The organism is Streptomyces sp. NBC_00057, from assembly GCF_045041165.1.
Classification (GTDB): domain Bacteria; phylum Actinomycetota; class Actinomycetes; order Streptomycetales; family Streptomycetaceae; genus Streptomyces.
Genome location: NZ_CP108257.1, coordinates 164,849 through 179,172 on the forward strand (window position 1 = coordinate 164,849; position 14,324 = coordinate 179,172).

The 14,324-nt window shown below is 71.5% G+C and carries 16 protein-coding genes; all 16 read left to right on the plus strand.

Annotated elements, in window-relative coordinates:
• Positions 1 to 212 precede the first annotated feature (212 nt).
• The 16 genes from OG953_RS44125 to OG953_RS44200 all read left to right on the plus strand — a co-directional run bounded on the left by OG953_RS44125 (position 213) and on the right by OG953_RS44200 (position 14,230).
• Entirely contained in the window at positions 213 to 1,043 is an 831-nt protein-coding gene (locus OG953_RS44125; RefSeq protein WP_405692648.1) for a hypothetical protein, read from the plus strand.
• A gap of 79 nt (positions 1,044 to 1,122) precedes the next feature.
• Entirely contained in the window at positions 1,123 to 1,797 is a 675-nt protein-coding gene (locus tag OG953_RS44130) for a WhiB family transcriptional regulator (protein ID WP_405692649.1), read from the plus strand.
• A gap of 186 nt (positions 1,798 to 1,983) precedes the next feature.
• Positions 1,984 to 2,421, plus strand: a complete 438-nt coding sequence (locus OG953_RS44135; RefSeq protein WP_331735935.1) for a hypothetical protein — start codon at positions 1,984 to 1,986, stop codon at positions 2,419 to 2,421.
• Between the two features lie 302 nt (positions 2,422 to 2,723).
• The gene (locus OG953_RS44140) at positions 2,724 to 2,894 is read left to right on the plus strand and encodes a hypothetical protein (protein ID WP_331735940.1); all 171 of its coding nucleotides are present in this window, start codon (positions 2,724 to 2,726) and stop codon (positions 2,892 to 2,894) included.
• Positions 2,895 to 2,909: 15 nt separating this feature from the next.
• On the plus strand, positions 2,910 to 3,233 hold the full coding sequence (locus OG953_RS44145; RefSeq protein WP_331735943.1) for a hypothetical protein: 324 nt from the start codon (positions 2,910 to 2,912) through the stop codon (positions 3,231 to 3,233).
• Between the two features lie 116 nt (positions 3,234 to 3,349).
• Positions 3,350 to 3,895, plus strand: coding sequence for a hypothetical protein (locus OG953_RS44150; protein ID WP_331735946.1), 546 nt, complete (start codon positions 3,350 to 3,352; stop codon positions 3,893 to 3,895).
• Between the two features lie 195 nt (positions 3,896 to 4,090).
• Positions 4,091 to 6,292 carry a hypothetical protein gene (locus OG953_RS44155; protein WP_331735949.1) on the plus strand — a complete coding sequence of 734 codons (2,202 nt, stop codon included), beginning with the start codon at positions 4,091 to 4,093 and terminating at the stop codon, positions 6,290 to 6,292.
• A gap of 113 nt (positions 6,293 to 6,405) precedes the next feature.
• Entirely contained in the window at positions 6,406 to 6,885 is a 480-nt protein-coding gene (locus OG953_RS44160) for a hypothetical protein (protein WP_331735952.1), read from the plus strand.
• Entirely contained in the window at positions 6,882 to 7,190 is a 309-nt protein-coding gene (locus tag OG953_RS44165) for a hypothetical protein (RefSeq protein WP_331735955.1), read from the plus strand. Before OG953_RS44160 ends, OG953_RS44165 begins: the two co-directional genes overlap by 4 nt.
• Before the next feature lie 129 nt (positions 7,191 to 7,319).
• The gene (locus OG953_RS44170) at positions 7,320 to 9,530 is read left to right on the plus strand and encodes an ATP/GTP-binding protein (RefSeq protein WP_331735958.1); all 2,211 of its coding nucleotides are present in this window, start codon (positions 7,320 to 7,322) and stop codon (positions 9,528 to 9,530) included.
• 24 nt (positions 9,531 to 9,554) lie between these two features.
• Positions 9,555 to 9,971, plus strand: coding sequence for a conjugal transfer protein TraB (locus OG953_RS44175; RefSeq protein WP_331735961.1), 417 nt, complete (start codon positions 9,555 to 9,557; stop codon positions 9,969 to 9,971).
• An 82-nt stretch (positions 9,972 to 10,053) separates the two neighbouring features.
• Entirely contained in the window at positions 10,054 to 12,201 is a 2,148-nt protein-coding gene (locus OG953_RS44180; RefSeq protein WP_331735964.1) for a chromosome segregation protein ParM, read from the plus strand.
• 81 nt (positions 12,202 to 12,282) lie between these two features.
• Entirely contained in the window at positions 12,283 to 12,471 is a 189-nt protein-coding gene (locus OG953_RS44185; protein ID WP_266366719.1) for a hypothetical protein, read from the plus strand.
• A 100-nt stretch (positions 12,472 to 12,571) separates the two neighbouring features.
• The gene (locus OG953_RS44190) at positions 12,572 to 12,715 is read left to right on the plus strand and encodes a hypothetical protein (RefSeq protein ID WP_331735969.1); all 144 of its coding nucleotides are present in this window, start codon (positions 12,572 to 12,574) and stop codon (positions 12,713 to 12,715) included.
• A 91-nt stretch (positions 12,716 to 12,806) separates the two neighbouring features.
• Entirely contained in the window at positions 12,807 to 13,361 is a 555-nt protein-coding gene (locus OG953_RS44195; RefSeq protein ID WP_331735972.1) for a hypothetical protein, read from the plus strand.
• 119 nt (positions 13,362 to 13,480) lie between these two features.
• A complete protein-coding gene (locus tag OG953_RS44200) occupies positions 13,481 to 14,230 on the plus strand; it encodes a hypothetical protein (RefSeq protein WP_331735974.1) in 750 nt (249 codons plus the stop codon).
• Positions 14,231 to 14,324 lie beyond the last annotated feature (94 nt).

A 14,324-nucleotide genomic window follows, 5' to 3' on the forward strand; every position in this document is an offset into this window, starting at 1 on the left:
AACCGAAAAGCGCAGTACCGCACAGAGCTTTGTGAAGGCCCGCCTCAAGTGGCGGGTTGCCGGGTGACGAACCACGAGGTCCCCGTGCCGACTCCTGCGGGCGCACCCGACAGCAGTTGCGCTGCCTGCCTGACACGGCCCTCTTGATAAGTCCGTGGCAGGCCGAGAACGCAACCCGCACCCGATCCTTCTTTGCCAACCAGGGAGTCCTGATGCGTCCCAGCCCCCGGCCCGCCCTCCTGGCGAGCGAGATCCTGCCCCAGAACCTCAACCTCCGAGACGGCGAAGTCCACACCGTGCGGTGCCCGGACTGCGAGGCCTGGCGCCCCATCAAGCGCTCGATGATCTCCCCGCACCGCGCCGATGACCCCGCACCCGGACCGCGCCGCTACAACCACGGCGACAACACCCCCCGGCCCCGGGCCGGCCGCTGCCCCGCCAGCGCCCAACTGATCAAGATGGACATCACCGTTGAACAGTGGGGCCGCGCGCTCCTGGACGCCGAAAGCATCGCCGCCAGCCGCCGTAGCGCCCGGCAGTTCTACAAGCCGCTCGCCGAGGCCCCGGTCCCGGTGTCCCGCATGGCGCGCGCACCGAAATCCCAGTCGGCCCAGTTCTTCCAGAACGAACTGAACACCGCCCACCAGCGGGCCCTCGAGGCCGTGATGCTCCACCGCTCCAGCTGCGCGGCCTGCCAGAACGGAAGGTTCTGCGGCACCGGCCGGCAGCTGGAGGAGCGCCACACCTGGACCGAGGAGACCCGAGAGGAACAGCGAACGAAGCAGGCCCGCGCACAGAAGGCGGACCAGAGGTGGGAACGCAGCCGCGACGAGAACCAGGCCCGCCGCCGCCAGGCGCAGTGGGCCAAGCGCGGCGGCACGGCGGTCGAGACGGCGAACAACCGCTGCGCGAAGCGCACCCCGGGATCGCGCTCCGAGTTCCGCGGCCCGCAGGTCCCGTTGGCGCCGAGGGACGTTGAGGCGCACGACCGGCGGCAGGCCGAACTGGGCAGGCAGTACACGCAGCGGACCCCGGCCGCCTGACCCGCGCCGCCTTCTGGCCGACCCCGACTTACGGCGGCCCCGGCCTTCTCCTTTCTCCAGATCTGAACCAGTCCCACGCGTGATGAGCCCCCAGGCGCCCCTGGCCTGGGGGCTCATCACGCTGCCCGCACACCAGCCCACCACGGAAGGAATCGTCATGACGCTCAACCGGCTTGCCCCCGAGGCCGCCCGCCTTGCTCGCCGCCCCGTGCTCCAGGCCGCCGTCACTGCCGGCGCCCGCTGCGGCGACCGGGAGCAGTACCGCGACCTGCTCGACCGCAACCGCAGCGCCCCGCCCGTGATTTGGGCGGCGCAGCAGGCGGCCGCCCAGAAGCTGTGCGCCGCCTGCCCGGTCCGTCCGGCGTGCGAGGAGCTCGCGCTCCGTGACGGGACGGGCGACCGTGCGAGCGACGACTTGGTCCGTGGCGGCCGCCGCGGCCAGGAGCTGGCCATCGATCGCGAGATTCGCCAGCCCGGCCGCCTCGCCGCCGCTTCCGCGGCCGACTGGCAGCACCTCCTGGAGTTCAACGCCGCGGCCCGCGAGCGGTTCACGCTCGCCTACACGATGGACGCCGGGCCGGTTACGAAGCAGGGCCTGCGGCGCGACGCCGTGGAGCGGATCGGCGCGATGGCCATGCGCGCTGCTGACCGGGGCGAGGTCTGGGACATCGCCGTCTACAACGCGGCCGGCGCCGACAGCACCGACGAATTCGCTTTCGCACGGGATGACCACAGCATGCCGGTCGCGGCCTGACCTGCCCCTGCTCCTGTTCTTCACGTCGTCCCCAGCCCCGACCAGGGCTGGTGTCGGCGTGGGGCTACAGGACAACCCCACTGCGCGCCGCCCCGGAACGGGGCAGGCCCCCGACACGGCGCTAGAGACGCCATATGTGCCGGGGGCCAGCACGGACCACACAAGCTCAAGGGAGAGCTGATCCGCATGAGCATTATGACGCGTGAGACCCTCACGCCCATCCCGGCCAGTACCGGCGTCGCCCAGACTTGGGCCTCCCTCGCACCGCGCGCCGGAGAGGCCGACGAAGTCGGCCGTGAGATCGGCCGCGAGGACGACCGTAGCGGACACAACGGCAGCGGCTACGAGCGAGACGAGACCGACACTTCGTTTCACCGGATCGTTCGTCACCTGGTGACCGACGGCGACGACCGCGCCCGGACCGCCGGCCGCCGTGCCCGCCGGACCCTGGCCGAGATGGCCCCCGAGTACGTGCGCCAGCCCGTGCTCGTCCTGCACCGGCCGTCGATGAACGACGCCTGCCCGGTGTGCACCCGGTGGAACTGCGACCCCAGCAACTGCCCGCCCAGCTTCGCGCCCGTCCCGGCGTCCGCGGCCCCTGCCCGGACGGTGGTGGCCCGATGAGCAGCCGCGGACACCCGCCGCGCCTGGTGACGGTGAATCACGTGGGTGCCGACGGCAAGCCGTACCAGACCGTGACGCACGAGCCCTGCCAGTGCGGGGGCGGCAAGTAACACTCGTGCATCACATACGAGCCGCCCGGACCGCACAGCGCCACGCGGTCCGGGCCATCACCACACGCGGCCTGGCCCACCCACTCACTCTCGCGCTCCTGGCGGCCGCCGCCACGGCGGCCGCCAGGGCGTGGGACGCCGGCCACCGCGTCACCGACACACACCCCGCACAACCTGATCGGAAACCTGCCGGTGGCTGACAGCCTCCACACCTGCTACATGGCCGCCAGCGACGCCTGGCGCACCCACTTCAAGGGCTGCCAGCCCTGCCAGATCAAGCAGCCCTGCCCGACCGGCGCCCCGCTCCGCGAGCGATTCACCCGGCTGCAGAACGCCTACCTCAACCACCTCCGGAACCACTGATTCTGAGGAGCCTCCATGACGACGCTCAACCTCGACTCGTTCCGCGACCAGCACGGCGACCCGACCCGGTGGTCCACTGCGGAAATCGACAGCTACCTCGTCATCGGCGAGATCGCCCCGCCCGCCCCGCCGCTCCACTCCTACAGCGAGATGCAGGCCATTGCCGCCGACTGGGCGCGGACCGCCGACGTGCAGCAGTCGGTCGCCGACCGGCTGCGGGGCCAGGGGCACGAGGCCGCGGCCGGGATCTGGACACGCGGCGCGCAGGGGGCCCGCGAGTACGCGGCCGCCGCCCGCTACGGCTACCCGCACTACGAAACGGTCCTCAACGGCTGGTGACAGCCGGTCTGCAGGAATGTCTGATCCGCTCGAACCGACCGCCCGATCCACGGCGGCCGGTTCGAGCGGTGACGGGGAGCCGGAAAGCCCGGAGGACCCAGACCGAAAGGAACAACATGTTCGAGCTCAACCGCGGACTGAACCACAACCAGGACCTCGAGGCGACCGGACGGGAGTTCGTCCGGGACATCGAGGTGTTCGTCGCCGGCACGATCGCGGCCTCCACGCCGTCCAGCACCCCGGCCTCGCTGATCGAGCGCGCCTGGGAACTGAACGAGGGCTACACCGACTGGCTGCGCTGGGGCCACAGCGGCATGCCGCTCACCGGCGAACAGATCGCCGCTCACGCGGAGGCCACCATCACCATCCTGCGCACCGCGGGCTGGAACCCCACCTTCACGGCCGGGCGCAGCATCAGTCACGCGATGGCCCATGCGGTGACAACTGACCCCGGCCACCGCTTCAGCACCGACACCCGGGCGGCATTGCGCGAGATTTTCAGCCTGCTCATCCGGGCCCTGACCGGCGCGCCCTACGCCGACTACAGCGACTGGGACCAGCACCCCGCCCGCAAGGTCGAGGAAGTCTTCGGGCTGCTCGCGGCTGCCGCGACGTTCGCCCGCACCTACGGCGAACCCACCCTGGCTCCGCAGGCCGCCTGACCACCCGCCCGCCCGCTCACGCCCTACTCGGTCGCCGCTCCCGCCTGACGGGAGCGGCGACCGTTTCGCTGCCCACCCCCGTTCAGCCCCTCAGCCCACGGTGCCCGTGTGCCGGGAAGCCGGCCTTCCCTCCTCCCTGTCCCGGGCATAGCCCAGACCCCCGTATCCCCTCGTGTTCGAAGGAGAGTTCTCACCGTGGCGACCGCCGCTCGCTCCAAGTCCCAGGCCCGGCGCAAGCCCGTCCGGACCCGCAAGACCCCCACCCCTCAGACCCCCACCGCCCCGACCACCGTCGATGCCGCCACACAGACGGCAGGCACCACCCGTCCGCGACCCGAGGCCGACCCGCTCGTCGCCGACGCCCGCGACCGGGCCGCCGACATCGTCGACACCGCCCGCGAGCAGGCCGCCGCCCTTCAGACGGCAGCCGAGGACCGGGCAGCCCGCGCCGTCGCCACTACTCACGAGCAGGTCACCGTCCTGATGACCGAGGCGCAGGCACGCGCGGCGGGCATCACCACCAGCGCCGACCAGGAGGCCACCGCGCAGCGCGCGGCGGCGGCGAGCGACCTGGAGGCGGCGCGCGGCGAGGCCGACCGGCTCCTGGCCCAGGCCCGCGACCGTGCCGAGTCCCTTGTGACGGAGGCCCGCGCGCAGGTCACCGACCTCACCGAGCTGGCCGCCACCGACCGCGACGCGACCGGCAAGGCGGTTGCCGAGCTGCGCCGCCTGGCGGAGGCCGACCTCACCGAGATCAGCGCCCTGGTCGACCAGCGCCGCACCGAGGCCGGCCAGATTCTCGCCCGCGCCCAGGAGCAGGCCGACCACCTGGTCGCCGTCGCGCAGCGGGAGGTCGACCAGGCCCGCGAGCGGTTCACCCAGCTCGCGGCGACGGCAGCCGAACAGTACGACGGCCGCCGCGCAGAGGCGGAGCAGCTGTACGCGGACGCGGTCAAGGCCGCCGACGACCGGCGCCGCGAGGCCGACGACCGGGTCGCGGCCGCGCACACCGAGGCGGAGCAGGCCCGCACCGAGCTGCGCGAGAAGCTGCGCGAGCTCACCGACCAGTTCGACACGGAGGCCGCCACCAAGCGCAAGGCCCTCGCCGATGAGCTCGCCGGGCTCAAGGCGGCGTGCGACAAGCAGCGCGAGCGGCTGCGGGAGGAGGCCAAGACCGTCGCGGTGCAGCTGCGGGAGGCCGCCCGGAAGGAGGCGAGCCGCATCACCACCGAGGCGGAGCGCAAGGCCAAGGCCATCACCGACCGGGCGCAGGCCGATGAGTCCCGCGCCCGTCGGCTGCTCGATGAGGCCCGGGAGGCGAAGAAGGCCAACTCCCGCTGGAACGGCTGGCAGCAGAACATCAGCCGCAAGGCGTGGAAGACCGCCCCGTGGATCGCGCTCGCCGCCGGCGTCGGGCTCGCCGCCTCCGGCGAGTACGAGCTGGCCCGCATGGTCGGCATCAACCAGTACGTCGCCCCGCTGCTGCCGGTCAGCATCGACGTCTACTGCGTCACCGCGTTCCGGGCCAAGAAGGACATCCCTTACGCGCTGCTGCTGATGGCGTCGGCGAACGTGACCTACCACCTGTCCGAGCAGGCCCACATCGTCCAGGAGGGCCAGTCAGCTCCGTGGCAGCTGACGACGTTCGTAGTGCTGATCTTCGTGGCCGTCATCTGGCGCGTCCACACGCTCATGCACGACGACGGTACGGACGGGCACGGCAGTACGGCCGCTGCGGTCGGCCGTACCGGTACGGACGGCGGAAACGGAATGGCCGCCCGTACAGGTACGCACCGGCGTACCGACGGAACGGACACCGCGTCGTCCAGCCGTACAGAGGCCGCGAGCCACGACCTGTACGCCGCGCACAACACGGTTCGCCCCGACGTCTCGGGCACTGGATGGGACGGTACGGACCCTGTACGCCCCGCCTCGCACCCGCCGCACGACTGCGGCAGCGAAGCGGTGGTGACCAGGGCGTACAGCGACCGTACAGGCGGCGTACACACCCCCCCCGATAAGGCGGCGCGTACAGGTACGGCGGCTGTGAGGCGTACCGGGACGGCCAGTGCGGCCGTACAGGGACGCACCGGTGCCATCAGCGTCCGTACACAGCCCGGCGGCGAGGGTGTTCCGGGGGCCCGTACAGGTACGGACGCCGCGTCCTCTCCTGCAACCGGAATGGGCGGTACGGCGGGTGCGGAGCGTCCCGGTACGCCTGTACGGACGGACGAGGAACTCCTGCCGCTCGTACAGAACCTCCCCCGCGGCGAGGACGGGTTCGTGACGCTCTACCAGGTCCGCAACCAGCTCTCCGTCAACAACAACCGCGCGGTACGCCTGCTCTCCAAGGCCGGCCTGCTGCGCCCCGAGGACGCGGACAAGCACCTGACGTGATCCGAGTCCGGCACACACCAGTGAGGGCCAGCCCATCGGAAGTGGGCTGGCCCTCGCTGCGACTGCCGGAAGACAGTCGACAGCCCCCCAAGTACAGCAGGAGGAAACCCGCCGTGAACAGCAGCAACGACCCGAATCACGCACCTCTGCGCGATGTGGCGCAGAACCCGGAGGCGACCGCCCGGTACCTGGCCGATGTTCAGCGGGTCCTGCTGGACATCGGCCGGAACCTGGAGGCCCTGGCCCTGGAGACCCGCGTCCACTGCCGCGACACCCACGTCGAGGGCGACCGGTTCTACGACGCCTGGCTGCGCGCCCAGCCCGTCGAGCGGGCCCTCAAGGACGTCCTCAAGCACGTCGAGGGCGTTTCCAAGGGCCTGGAAAAGAGCGCATTCAAGCGCCGTGCCCACGACGAGGCGGTCGCGAATACCGCCAAGAAGAGGAAGGAAAAGGAACTGGAAAAGAGGCGGAAGAACGCCCCGCCGCTTCAGGCCGCTCCGCAGAATCCGCCGCAGCATGGTGGACAGGCCCCGAATTCCGGGTATGGTGTTCCCACGTCGATTTACGACCTGGGTAACCGGGAGTCGGCGTGAACCGCCCCCTCAGCAGCGCAGAACGCTCCGCAGAGCAGCGCCAGAACTGGCTGAAGGAAGAGGCGAGGAAAGCCCGCGAATCTCGCGGCGAGGCTGGGCAGATGGAATTCTGGCTCCGCCTGGCACGATCCCGAATGGCTAAAGACGTCAAGGCGAACCAGCCGGGCGTCTACGCCGGATTCGCGTTGGTCTGCCGCCTGTTCATCACGGCGCTGGACCAGCGCGTGGAGGGCAACGAGCGGATCTGGAACGACCTGCTGCAGTACGCGGAGCAGGTTGTGGCGAAGCACCCGCCGCGCAACTGAACACCCACCAGCGAAGGCCCCGTCGGACTCCGGCGGGGCCTTCGCCTCGCGTAATGCGTGCACACGTGCACGTGCACACGCGTGCACACGAGACCCCCTGTCTGTCAACCCCCTGGAAGGAGGCGCTCCGTGTCCGATGTGGATGACCCGAACGGGATCCTGGTCCGCGGCCCCTGGCGCGGCGAGTCCTCGTACGTGCCGCCGCCGATCGCGGATTACGGCGACACCATTCCGCCGCCGGAGGACATTCCCGCCCCGCCCCCGGAGTCGCCGGAAGAGACGACGATGCAGTTGCCGACAATTCCGGCCGCGCCGGACCCGGCAACGGCTTTGCGTTCGGAGGGAATTGCTCCGCCGGAAGTCGCAGAAGATGACGGCGAATATGAGGAAGGCGAATACGTCCAGCCTCGATCTCTCGCCGACCGTCTCGGTGACTGGCTGGAACTCCGGCTGGAAATGGCGCGGTACAGCCACGAAAGCGAAGCGCCTTTCCGTGAAGCTGAAATAGCACGGAAAGCCGCGCTGCTGGAGGGCCGCACCGCGCAGGAAGTCGCGATGATGGAGCAGAACGGAAAGCTCCACACCGCGATGATGAAGGCGAAGGGTGATAAGGCGGCGGCGCGCGGAAAGGCGGATGCCGACCGCATGAAGTCGCCCAGCTCCGGCCTGGGCGCGGACAAGGGCCGCTCGAAGGCCGGCGGGGGCGGCGGGTCCACGCGCGGCGGGGGCGGCAGCGGCGCCAGCGGACCCCGCAACAACTCGGGGCCCGGATCGAAGGGGCCCGGATCGAAGGGCTCCAACTCCGGCGGAACCGCCGGGCGGTCGGGGTCCGGGGCGGGCGGCGGCGGCAAAGGCGGCGGCAAAGGCCCTGACCGGTCCTCTGGCCACCGTTCCACCGGCCCCGGGCGCTCCGGGCCCGGCGGGGGCTCAAAGGGCTCCCACAACGGCTCTGGCGGCTCCGGCAAGGGCAGCAGCTCGAAGGGTGACAGCGGCGGCCGGGCGCAGCACGGCCCGGCGTCCAACGCCCGTGCGGAGCGGGCCCGCAGCCGCGCTGAACGGGCCGCGACCCGTCAGGCCGGACGGCAGGAGCGGCGCAGCGCCGGACACAGTGCCGGCGTCGCCGACCGGAGCAAGAACCGCGACCAGGCCCGCGCCAACCGGCAGCAGGAATGGCAGGACCGGCGGGCGAAGAAGGCGGAGCGGGAGGCGGCACGGAAGGCGAAGCGGGAAGCCGCGGCGTCGGCCGACACGGGCCGCACCACCTTGGGCCAGGCCGTCGGCGAGGAAGCCCAGCGGCGCTTCGACAAGCGCCGCGCCGACGCGAAGGGCGCCGCGGACGCCAAGGCGGCCGGCACGGAGAAGGTGAGCCTGACCAAGGACAAGGACAAGGACGGCAAGGGAAAGGGCACCGAGAGCAAGGACGACAAGAGCGCCAAGGAAGCCTCTGACGGGGCCTCCAGCGCCGAAAAGGACACCCCGGCAGCCGATGAGTCCGGCAAGGACGGCAAGGCCGCTGACGGGGCGTCTGGCGGCTCGAAGAAGCGCCGCCGGTTCCGGCGCCGCGCCGGTGGTTCGGGCCGAGCCGGGCGACGGGGCCGCACCCGCCGCACGAGGCGCGGCGCCGGGCGTACCGGTCGTACGGCGGGTGCCGGTCGGCGCGGCCGGACGGGCGGGTCATCGGACAGCCGGTTCGGGCCACCGCCCACCCCGACGGTGGAGTGGCCCGACCACCCCAGCGGCCCGCCGAAGCCCGCCAGTAACACCGAGGACGACATCGTCGACGCGGACATCGTCCCCGACGCCCCCGCAGCCGTGACGACCGGCACCAAGGGCCTGCCGCCCGCACCGGACAAGCACACCGAGCGTCCCGGCACCAGCCGACCCACCAGCACGGACACGGAAGGGAGCAGCGTGAGCAGCGCATCGGTCAGCAAGCCGTCCGGGCAGGGCAACTTGGCTGCCCAGCACCGCACGGACATCACGTTCGACGAGTACCTGATGGAGATGGCGAACATCGCCATCAAGGCCGCCTCCGACCAGGAGCGCGCCGAAGCCCTGATGGAGGCGCTCGGCAAGGTCGCCGACGCCCTGCGGGAGATGGCCGCCGACCTGGTCGGCGACCACAACATCTCCACCGCCGTCACCGACCTGATCACCGACCTCGCCGACTCCGCGGCCCGGATGAAGGGACAGGCGGAGCGGTGCGCGGAGCAGTGCGGCATCGCCAACGAGGCCGCCATGCTCGCGGCCACCCAGGTCGCCCGCGTCTACGGCCAGGACATGGCCGCCAAGGAGGACGCGGGTCTGAAGCACGCGTCGGCCGCCGCTCACCACGACTAGAACCAGAAAAGGGGACCTGAACCGATGAGTGATCTCGTGCCCCGCCCCGCCGGGGCTGCGCCCGCCCCGGCCGACGGCGACAACCGCTACAAGGCCGTACAGAACAAGCTGGACAAGCTCGGCAAGGCCATGGACGACGCCACCCTCGAGCTCGAGTCGCTGCAGCGCAGCATGCAGGCCAACGCCACCCGCACCGAGAACGTCGCCCGCGACATCGAGAACGCCGGCCTGGACGGCAAGTTCGTGGAGGTGACCAACCTGGTCTCGGTCGCCCTGGGCGGCGCCGCGATCCAGGTCCGCCGCCTGCACGACACCGCGCAGGAGACCGCCGACCTCACCCACGAAACCAAGAGCACCCACTCCAAGCTGTACGGCGCGCTGGACGACATCCGCTCCAACCGGCGCGAGAAGACCCCCCGGCCCGGGTTCTTCGACCGCTGACCCCCACCCCTCCCCCACCCCGCCACGGGCGGCCCCGCAGACCTTGCGGGGCCGCCCGCACCCTTTCCCGAAGGAGCACCCGGTGACCACGCCGCGCAGTGTCGCGCTCGAACGCCTCGCCTACACCCTCGCCGCGCCCGTGCTGGCCGTGGCCCCCAACCTCTACCCCGACAGCCCCGTCAACCAGGTCGTACAGCTGGCCGGCGCCGCCGGGATCGGCGGATGGATCCTGGCCGCCAAGAGCGACGAGCCCGGCGCCGGACGCAAGATTTTGCGCTGGTCCCCGCTGGTCCTGGCCGCCGCCATCGACGTCACCGCCGGACACACCACCGGCTGGGGCCCGTACTGGCTGGACGGACTGCTCGCCGCCGGATGGGCGGCCGCCGGCTACCTGGTGATGCCGTTCTCCCGACACGCCCGCCGCCGCCACCGCCCGGCCCTCGCCGCTCCGGCCCCGCAGCTGGCGCCCGCCGAAGCCCCCGAGCCCGTCGCGGCGGTGCCGGACGACGGCGCCGACCTGCTCACCCGCGAGGTGCGGATGATGTGGGAGCAGGCCGGGATGCCCGCCCGCACGCACGTCGTCAAGGCCACCCGACACCCCGGGATGCGGCACGACATGACGATCCTGCTGCGCGCCTCGGAACCGGGACGGCCGATCACCGGCCTGTCCGAGACTGCGGTCGCCGCACCGTTCGCCGTGCCCGCGAGCGACGTCGTCCTGATGGACGTCGCGATCCAGCCCGGCCGCCAGGGAGGGCCGGGCTGGATGGAGGCCCGCATCACCCCCGACGCCAACCAGCGCCGCCGCACCAAGCCGACCGACCAGGAGCGCTGGACGGACAAGGTCGGCTCGCCCAAGGGCGGCGCCCCGGGCTCCGAGCTGGTCCACCGCACCCGCGACGACGTACGCGGGGTGACGTTCTACCGGGCGAAGATGGCCGATGCCACCACGACCCCGCGTATCGACCTGGCCAAGGTCTGCCGCGGCCTGAAGCTCCCCGAGGACGACTCGTGCGTCTTCGTCCTCATCGACGGCACCGAGTTCCTCATCAGCGCGTTCGACAAGCCGCCGCTGTCGGCGATCTTCCCCGCCACCCGCGAGCTGCTGACGCCGGACGCGAAGGGCATGTACGTGTGCGGGTTCACCATCACCGGCCAGCCGGTGAAGAACATGGTGTTCCAGCACGACAAGAACGCAGCCGCCCACGGCCTCATCCTCGGTGTCAGCCGCAGCGGGAAGACGCAGTTCTTCGCGATCAACATGGCCGCCCAGTCCCTGGACGGCCAGGTCGTGTGGCTCTCCACCGTCCGCAAGGACGAGAAGACGTCCACGCTGGGGCGGTACATCGACCGGCAGGGATCGAACGCCCTGTGGATGGCCCGCTCGCTGCGCGCGGCGAAGGCGCTGTGTGAGATCAGGGCGGAGATGCCCTGGCCGCACGACGGCCAGCCGCACGACTACAAGCCGGGCGACCCGCGCTGCCCCTACCGGCAGCTGAACGTCTACGCGGACGAGTTCATGACCGCGGCGCAGGACGGGGACTTCGGCGAGTTCATCCAGAAGGACGGCGACGACCTCACGGTCACCGGCCTGAAGTACGGGATCGGCTTCAACCCGGCCGGTCAGTCGCCGTTCGCGCACAACGGGTTCTCCACCGAGATGAAGGACAACCTCCGGCAGAACTCCCGGCCGACCATCTTCAACATGGGCTCACCCGGCGCCACCCGCAAGGCGGCGGAGGGAACGATGGAGAACGCCTACGACGTGCCGACCATCCCGGCCCGCTACTCCCAGCAGGAGGGCTCCGCGATCGAGCGGGCCATGAAAGGCGAGGCCGACCCCGAGAACGGGGTGAGCACCGGCGGCGTGGCCGTCATGGTCCTGGACAACGGCCGCGCGGTCCTCATGCGGTCGCTGTACGCGGACTTCGACACCGACCTCGCCGACCTGTTCCCCGACGAGGTCAACCGCCTCACCGACCACGAGGTCAGCGAGCTCGAAAAGCGTGGCCTGTGGTTCGACTGGAACGAGCCCATGCGGCCCGGCGAGTTCTGGCCCGAGCCCAAGGAAGGCGACGGCGACGACGACGGCGGCTCCCGCCGTCGCGGCGGTGGTGGCGGAAAGGGCGGTGGCGGCAAGCGCGGACCGAAGTCCGGCAGCAGACGCGAACCCCAGATCGCCTCGCCCCGCCAGGCGCTGGAAGCCATCAAGAGCCTCAACAACGCCTGACCCTCTCCCTTCCTCACCGGTGGGGCCGACCTGCTCCGGGCACGGCCGGCCCCACCCGACCTCATCAAGGAGGACCCCTTCGTGGCCCTGTCCATCTCCGCCGCCGTGCTGCTGGGCATCATCGTGTTCGTCCTGCTCAAGGGCGGCTACGTTCGCTTCGGCTCCGCCGTGGCCTGCGCCCTGTTCGGCTTCACCCTCGCTGCGACCGGCCTGGCCCCGCTCATCAACAGCGGCCTCGCCTCGCTGGCCGGACTGGTCTCCAGCCTCTGATCGTCAACCACCGGCCAGTTCCGCCAACGCCCCTGTGAAACGCCGGAATCTGTCGCATGCTCGTCTCGGGCCCCACCAACCACACGGGGGAGACGAGGGCATGGCACACCTGCACTACACCTGCTGGGACTGCGGCGAGGACTGCGTCGTCCACGGCGACGGGTGCGACTGCTGCGACCTGGTCGACGTCCCCGACGAATGGGACTGCTGGAACTGCGGCGCACTGAACTACACCCCCGACTAGCAGGTCCTCCCCTCCCCGCTGCACGACGCCGAAGGGCGCCGCCGGAGACCACCCCGGCGGCGCCCTTCGGCGTACCCCGCCTGGAGCCCCGATGCCCACCACCGCACCCACCCCCGCCATAAGCCACCCCGCCACGACCCCCCAGACCACTGCGGCCCCCGCGCCACCGGTGGAACTGTCCCTCGAGGAACGCATGGTGTTCGTCAACGCGGCGATGAGCGTGCGGCTGGACGAAGCCAAGGTCGCCTACGAGGTCAACACGGCGCACATCGACACCGAGCCGGTCGACCTGGGCGACGTCCTCACCGTCCCGCTCACCCCGACCCTCCAGCCGCCCACCCCCTACCCCACCCCGGTGGCGGCGCTCCTGCAGCGCGCGCACCACCGGCTGCTCACCGACGGCTGGTGCACCGGCGCCCTGGTCGACGCGGAAGGCGCCCGCTGCCTGTACGGCGCGATCCACGCCGAAGCCCGCGGCGACCAGAGCCTGGAGTCACGGGGCCTGGAGGTCCTGATGGACGCGATCCGCCGCAAGTTCACCGACGCCGACTCCGTGCCGTCCTTCAACGACGGCTTCGCCAGCGGCCGCATCCCGATGCGGATGCTCGACCAGGCCGCTGGCCTCGCCGACGCCCGCGGCCTGTAACCCGCCCCGTCCGGTCCCCCTGCCTCGCACCCGAACCCGCACGCGGGTCGGGCGCGGGACAGGCCGCCCGGCCACCGCTACCACCCGCCCAACCACACCTCAGCAGGAGCTGCCTGACCATGCAGAACAACGACAAGCCCAACACCCAGCCCGAACTGCCGTCCGCAGCGGCGAAGAAGCCGCGGCTCGCCCCGCTGCGCGCGTGGTGGAACACCGCCTGGGACGAAGGCGGCGCCCTGTACGCCCACTGGGAGGACATCCGCCGGGCCCGGCACGCCGGGTGGCACGGCATGGCCCACTGGATCAAGGCACTGCTCGGCCTGACCGGAGCGTGCGCGGTCATCATCCTGCTGGACACCACCGCCGACATCGTCTCCGCCGTCGCTCGCCACCTGACCGACGCGGCCCCGACGCCCGCCACCTCCAGCGGCTTCTGGGCCGTGGTCGACAACCCGGTCCGTACGTTCATCGCCCAGCACACCGGCGCCGGCCTCGCCGTCACCGCCCCCGCCGTCTACGCCGCCTGGCAGGCGGCAGGTCTGTTCGGACTGGTCGGCGGCTTCTTCTACAGCACCGGAGCCCGCATCACCTTCACGATCTGGGGCTGCGCATCCGTTGCCATGATCTGGTCCGCGACCCCGGCTGACAGCCGCGTCGTCGCCACCGGGATCGCCGTCCTCGCCTGGACCGCCGCCTCCGCCCTCGCCCTGCGCGGCCTGAGCCTGCGCCCGGTCGTCCACAACCACAACGCCGCCCCGGTCTTCCAGCCGGAGTTCCGCCCCGAACTCCACATCCACGCCACGATCCCGGCCCCGGCCGGACCCGGCGACGACACCCCCGACAACGTCCGCCAGCTCCAGCAGCGCTGACCTTCCGGTCGCTCCGCCTGGTCCTCGCCCACCCCACACGGGTGGGCGAGGACCGGACAGGCCGACCGGCCTGCACCCACCCACTTGAGATGAG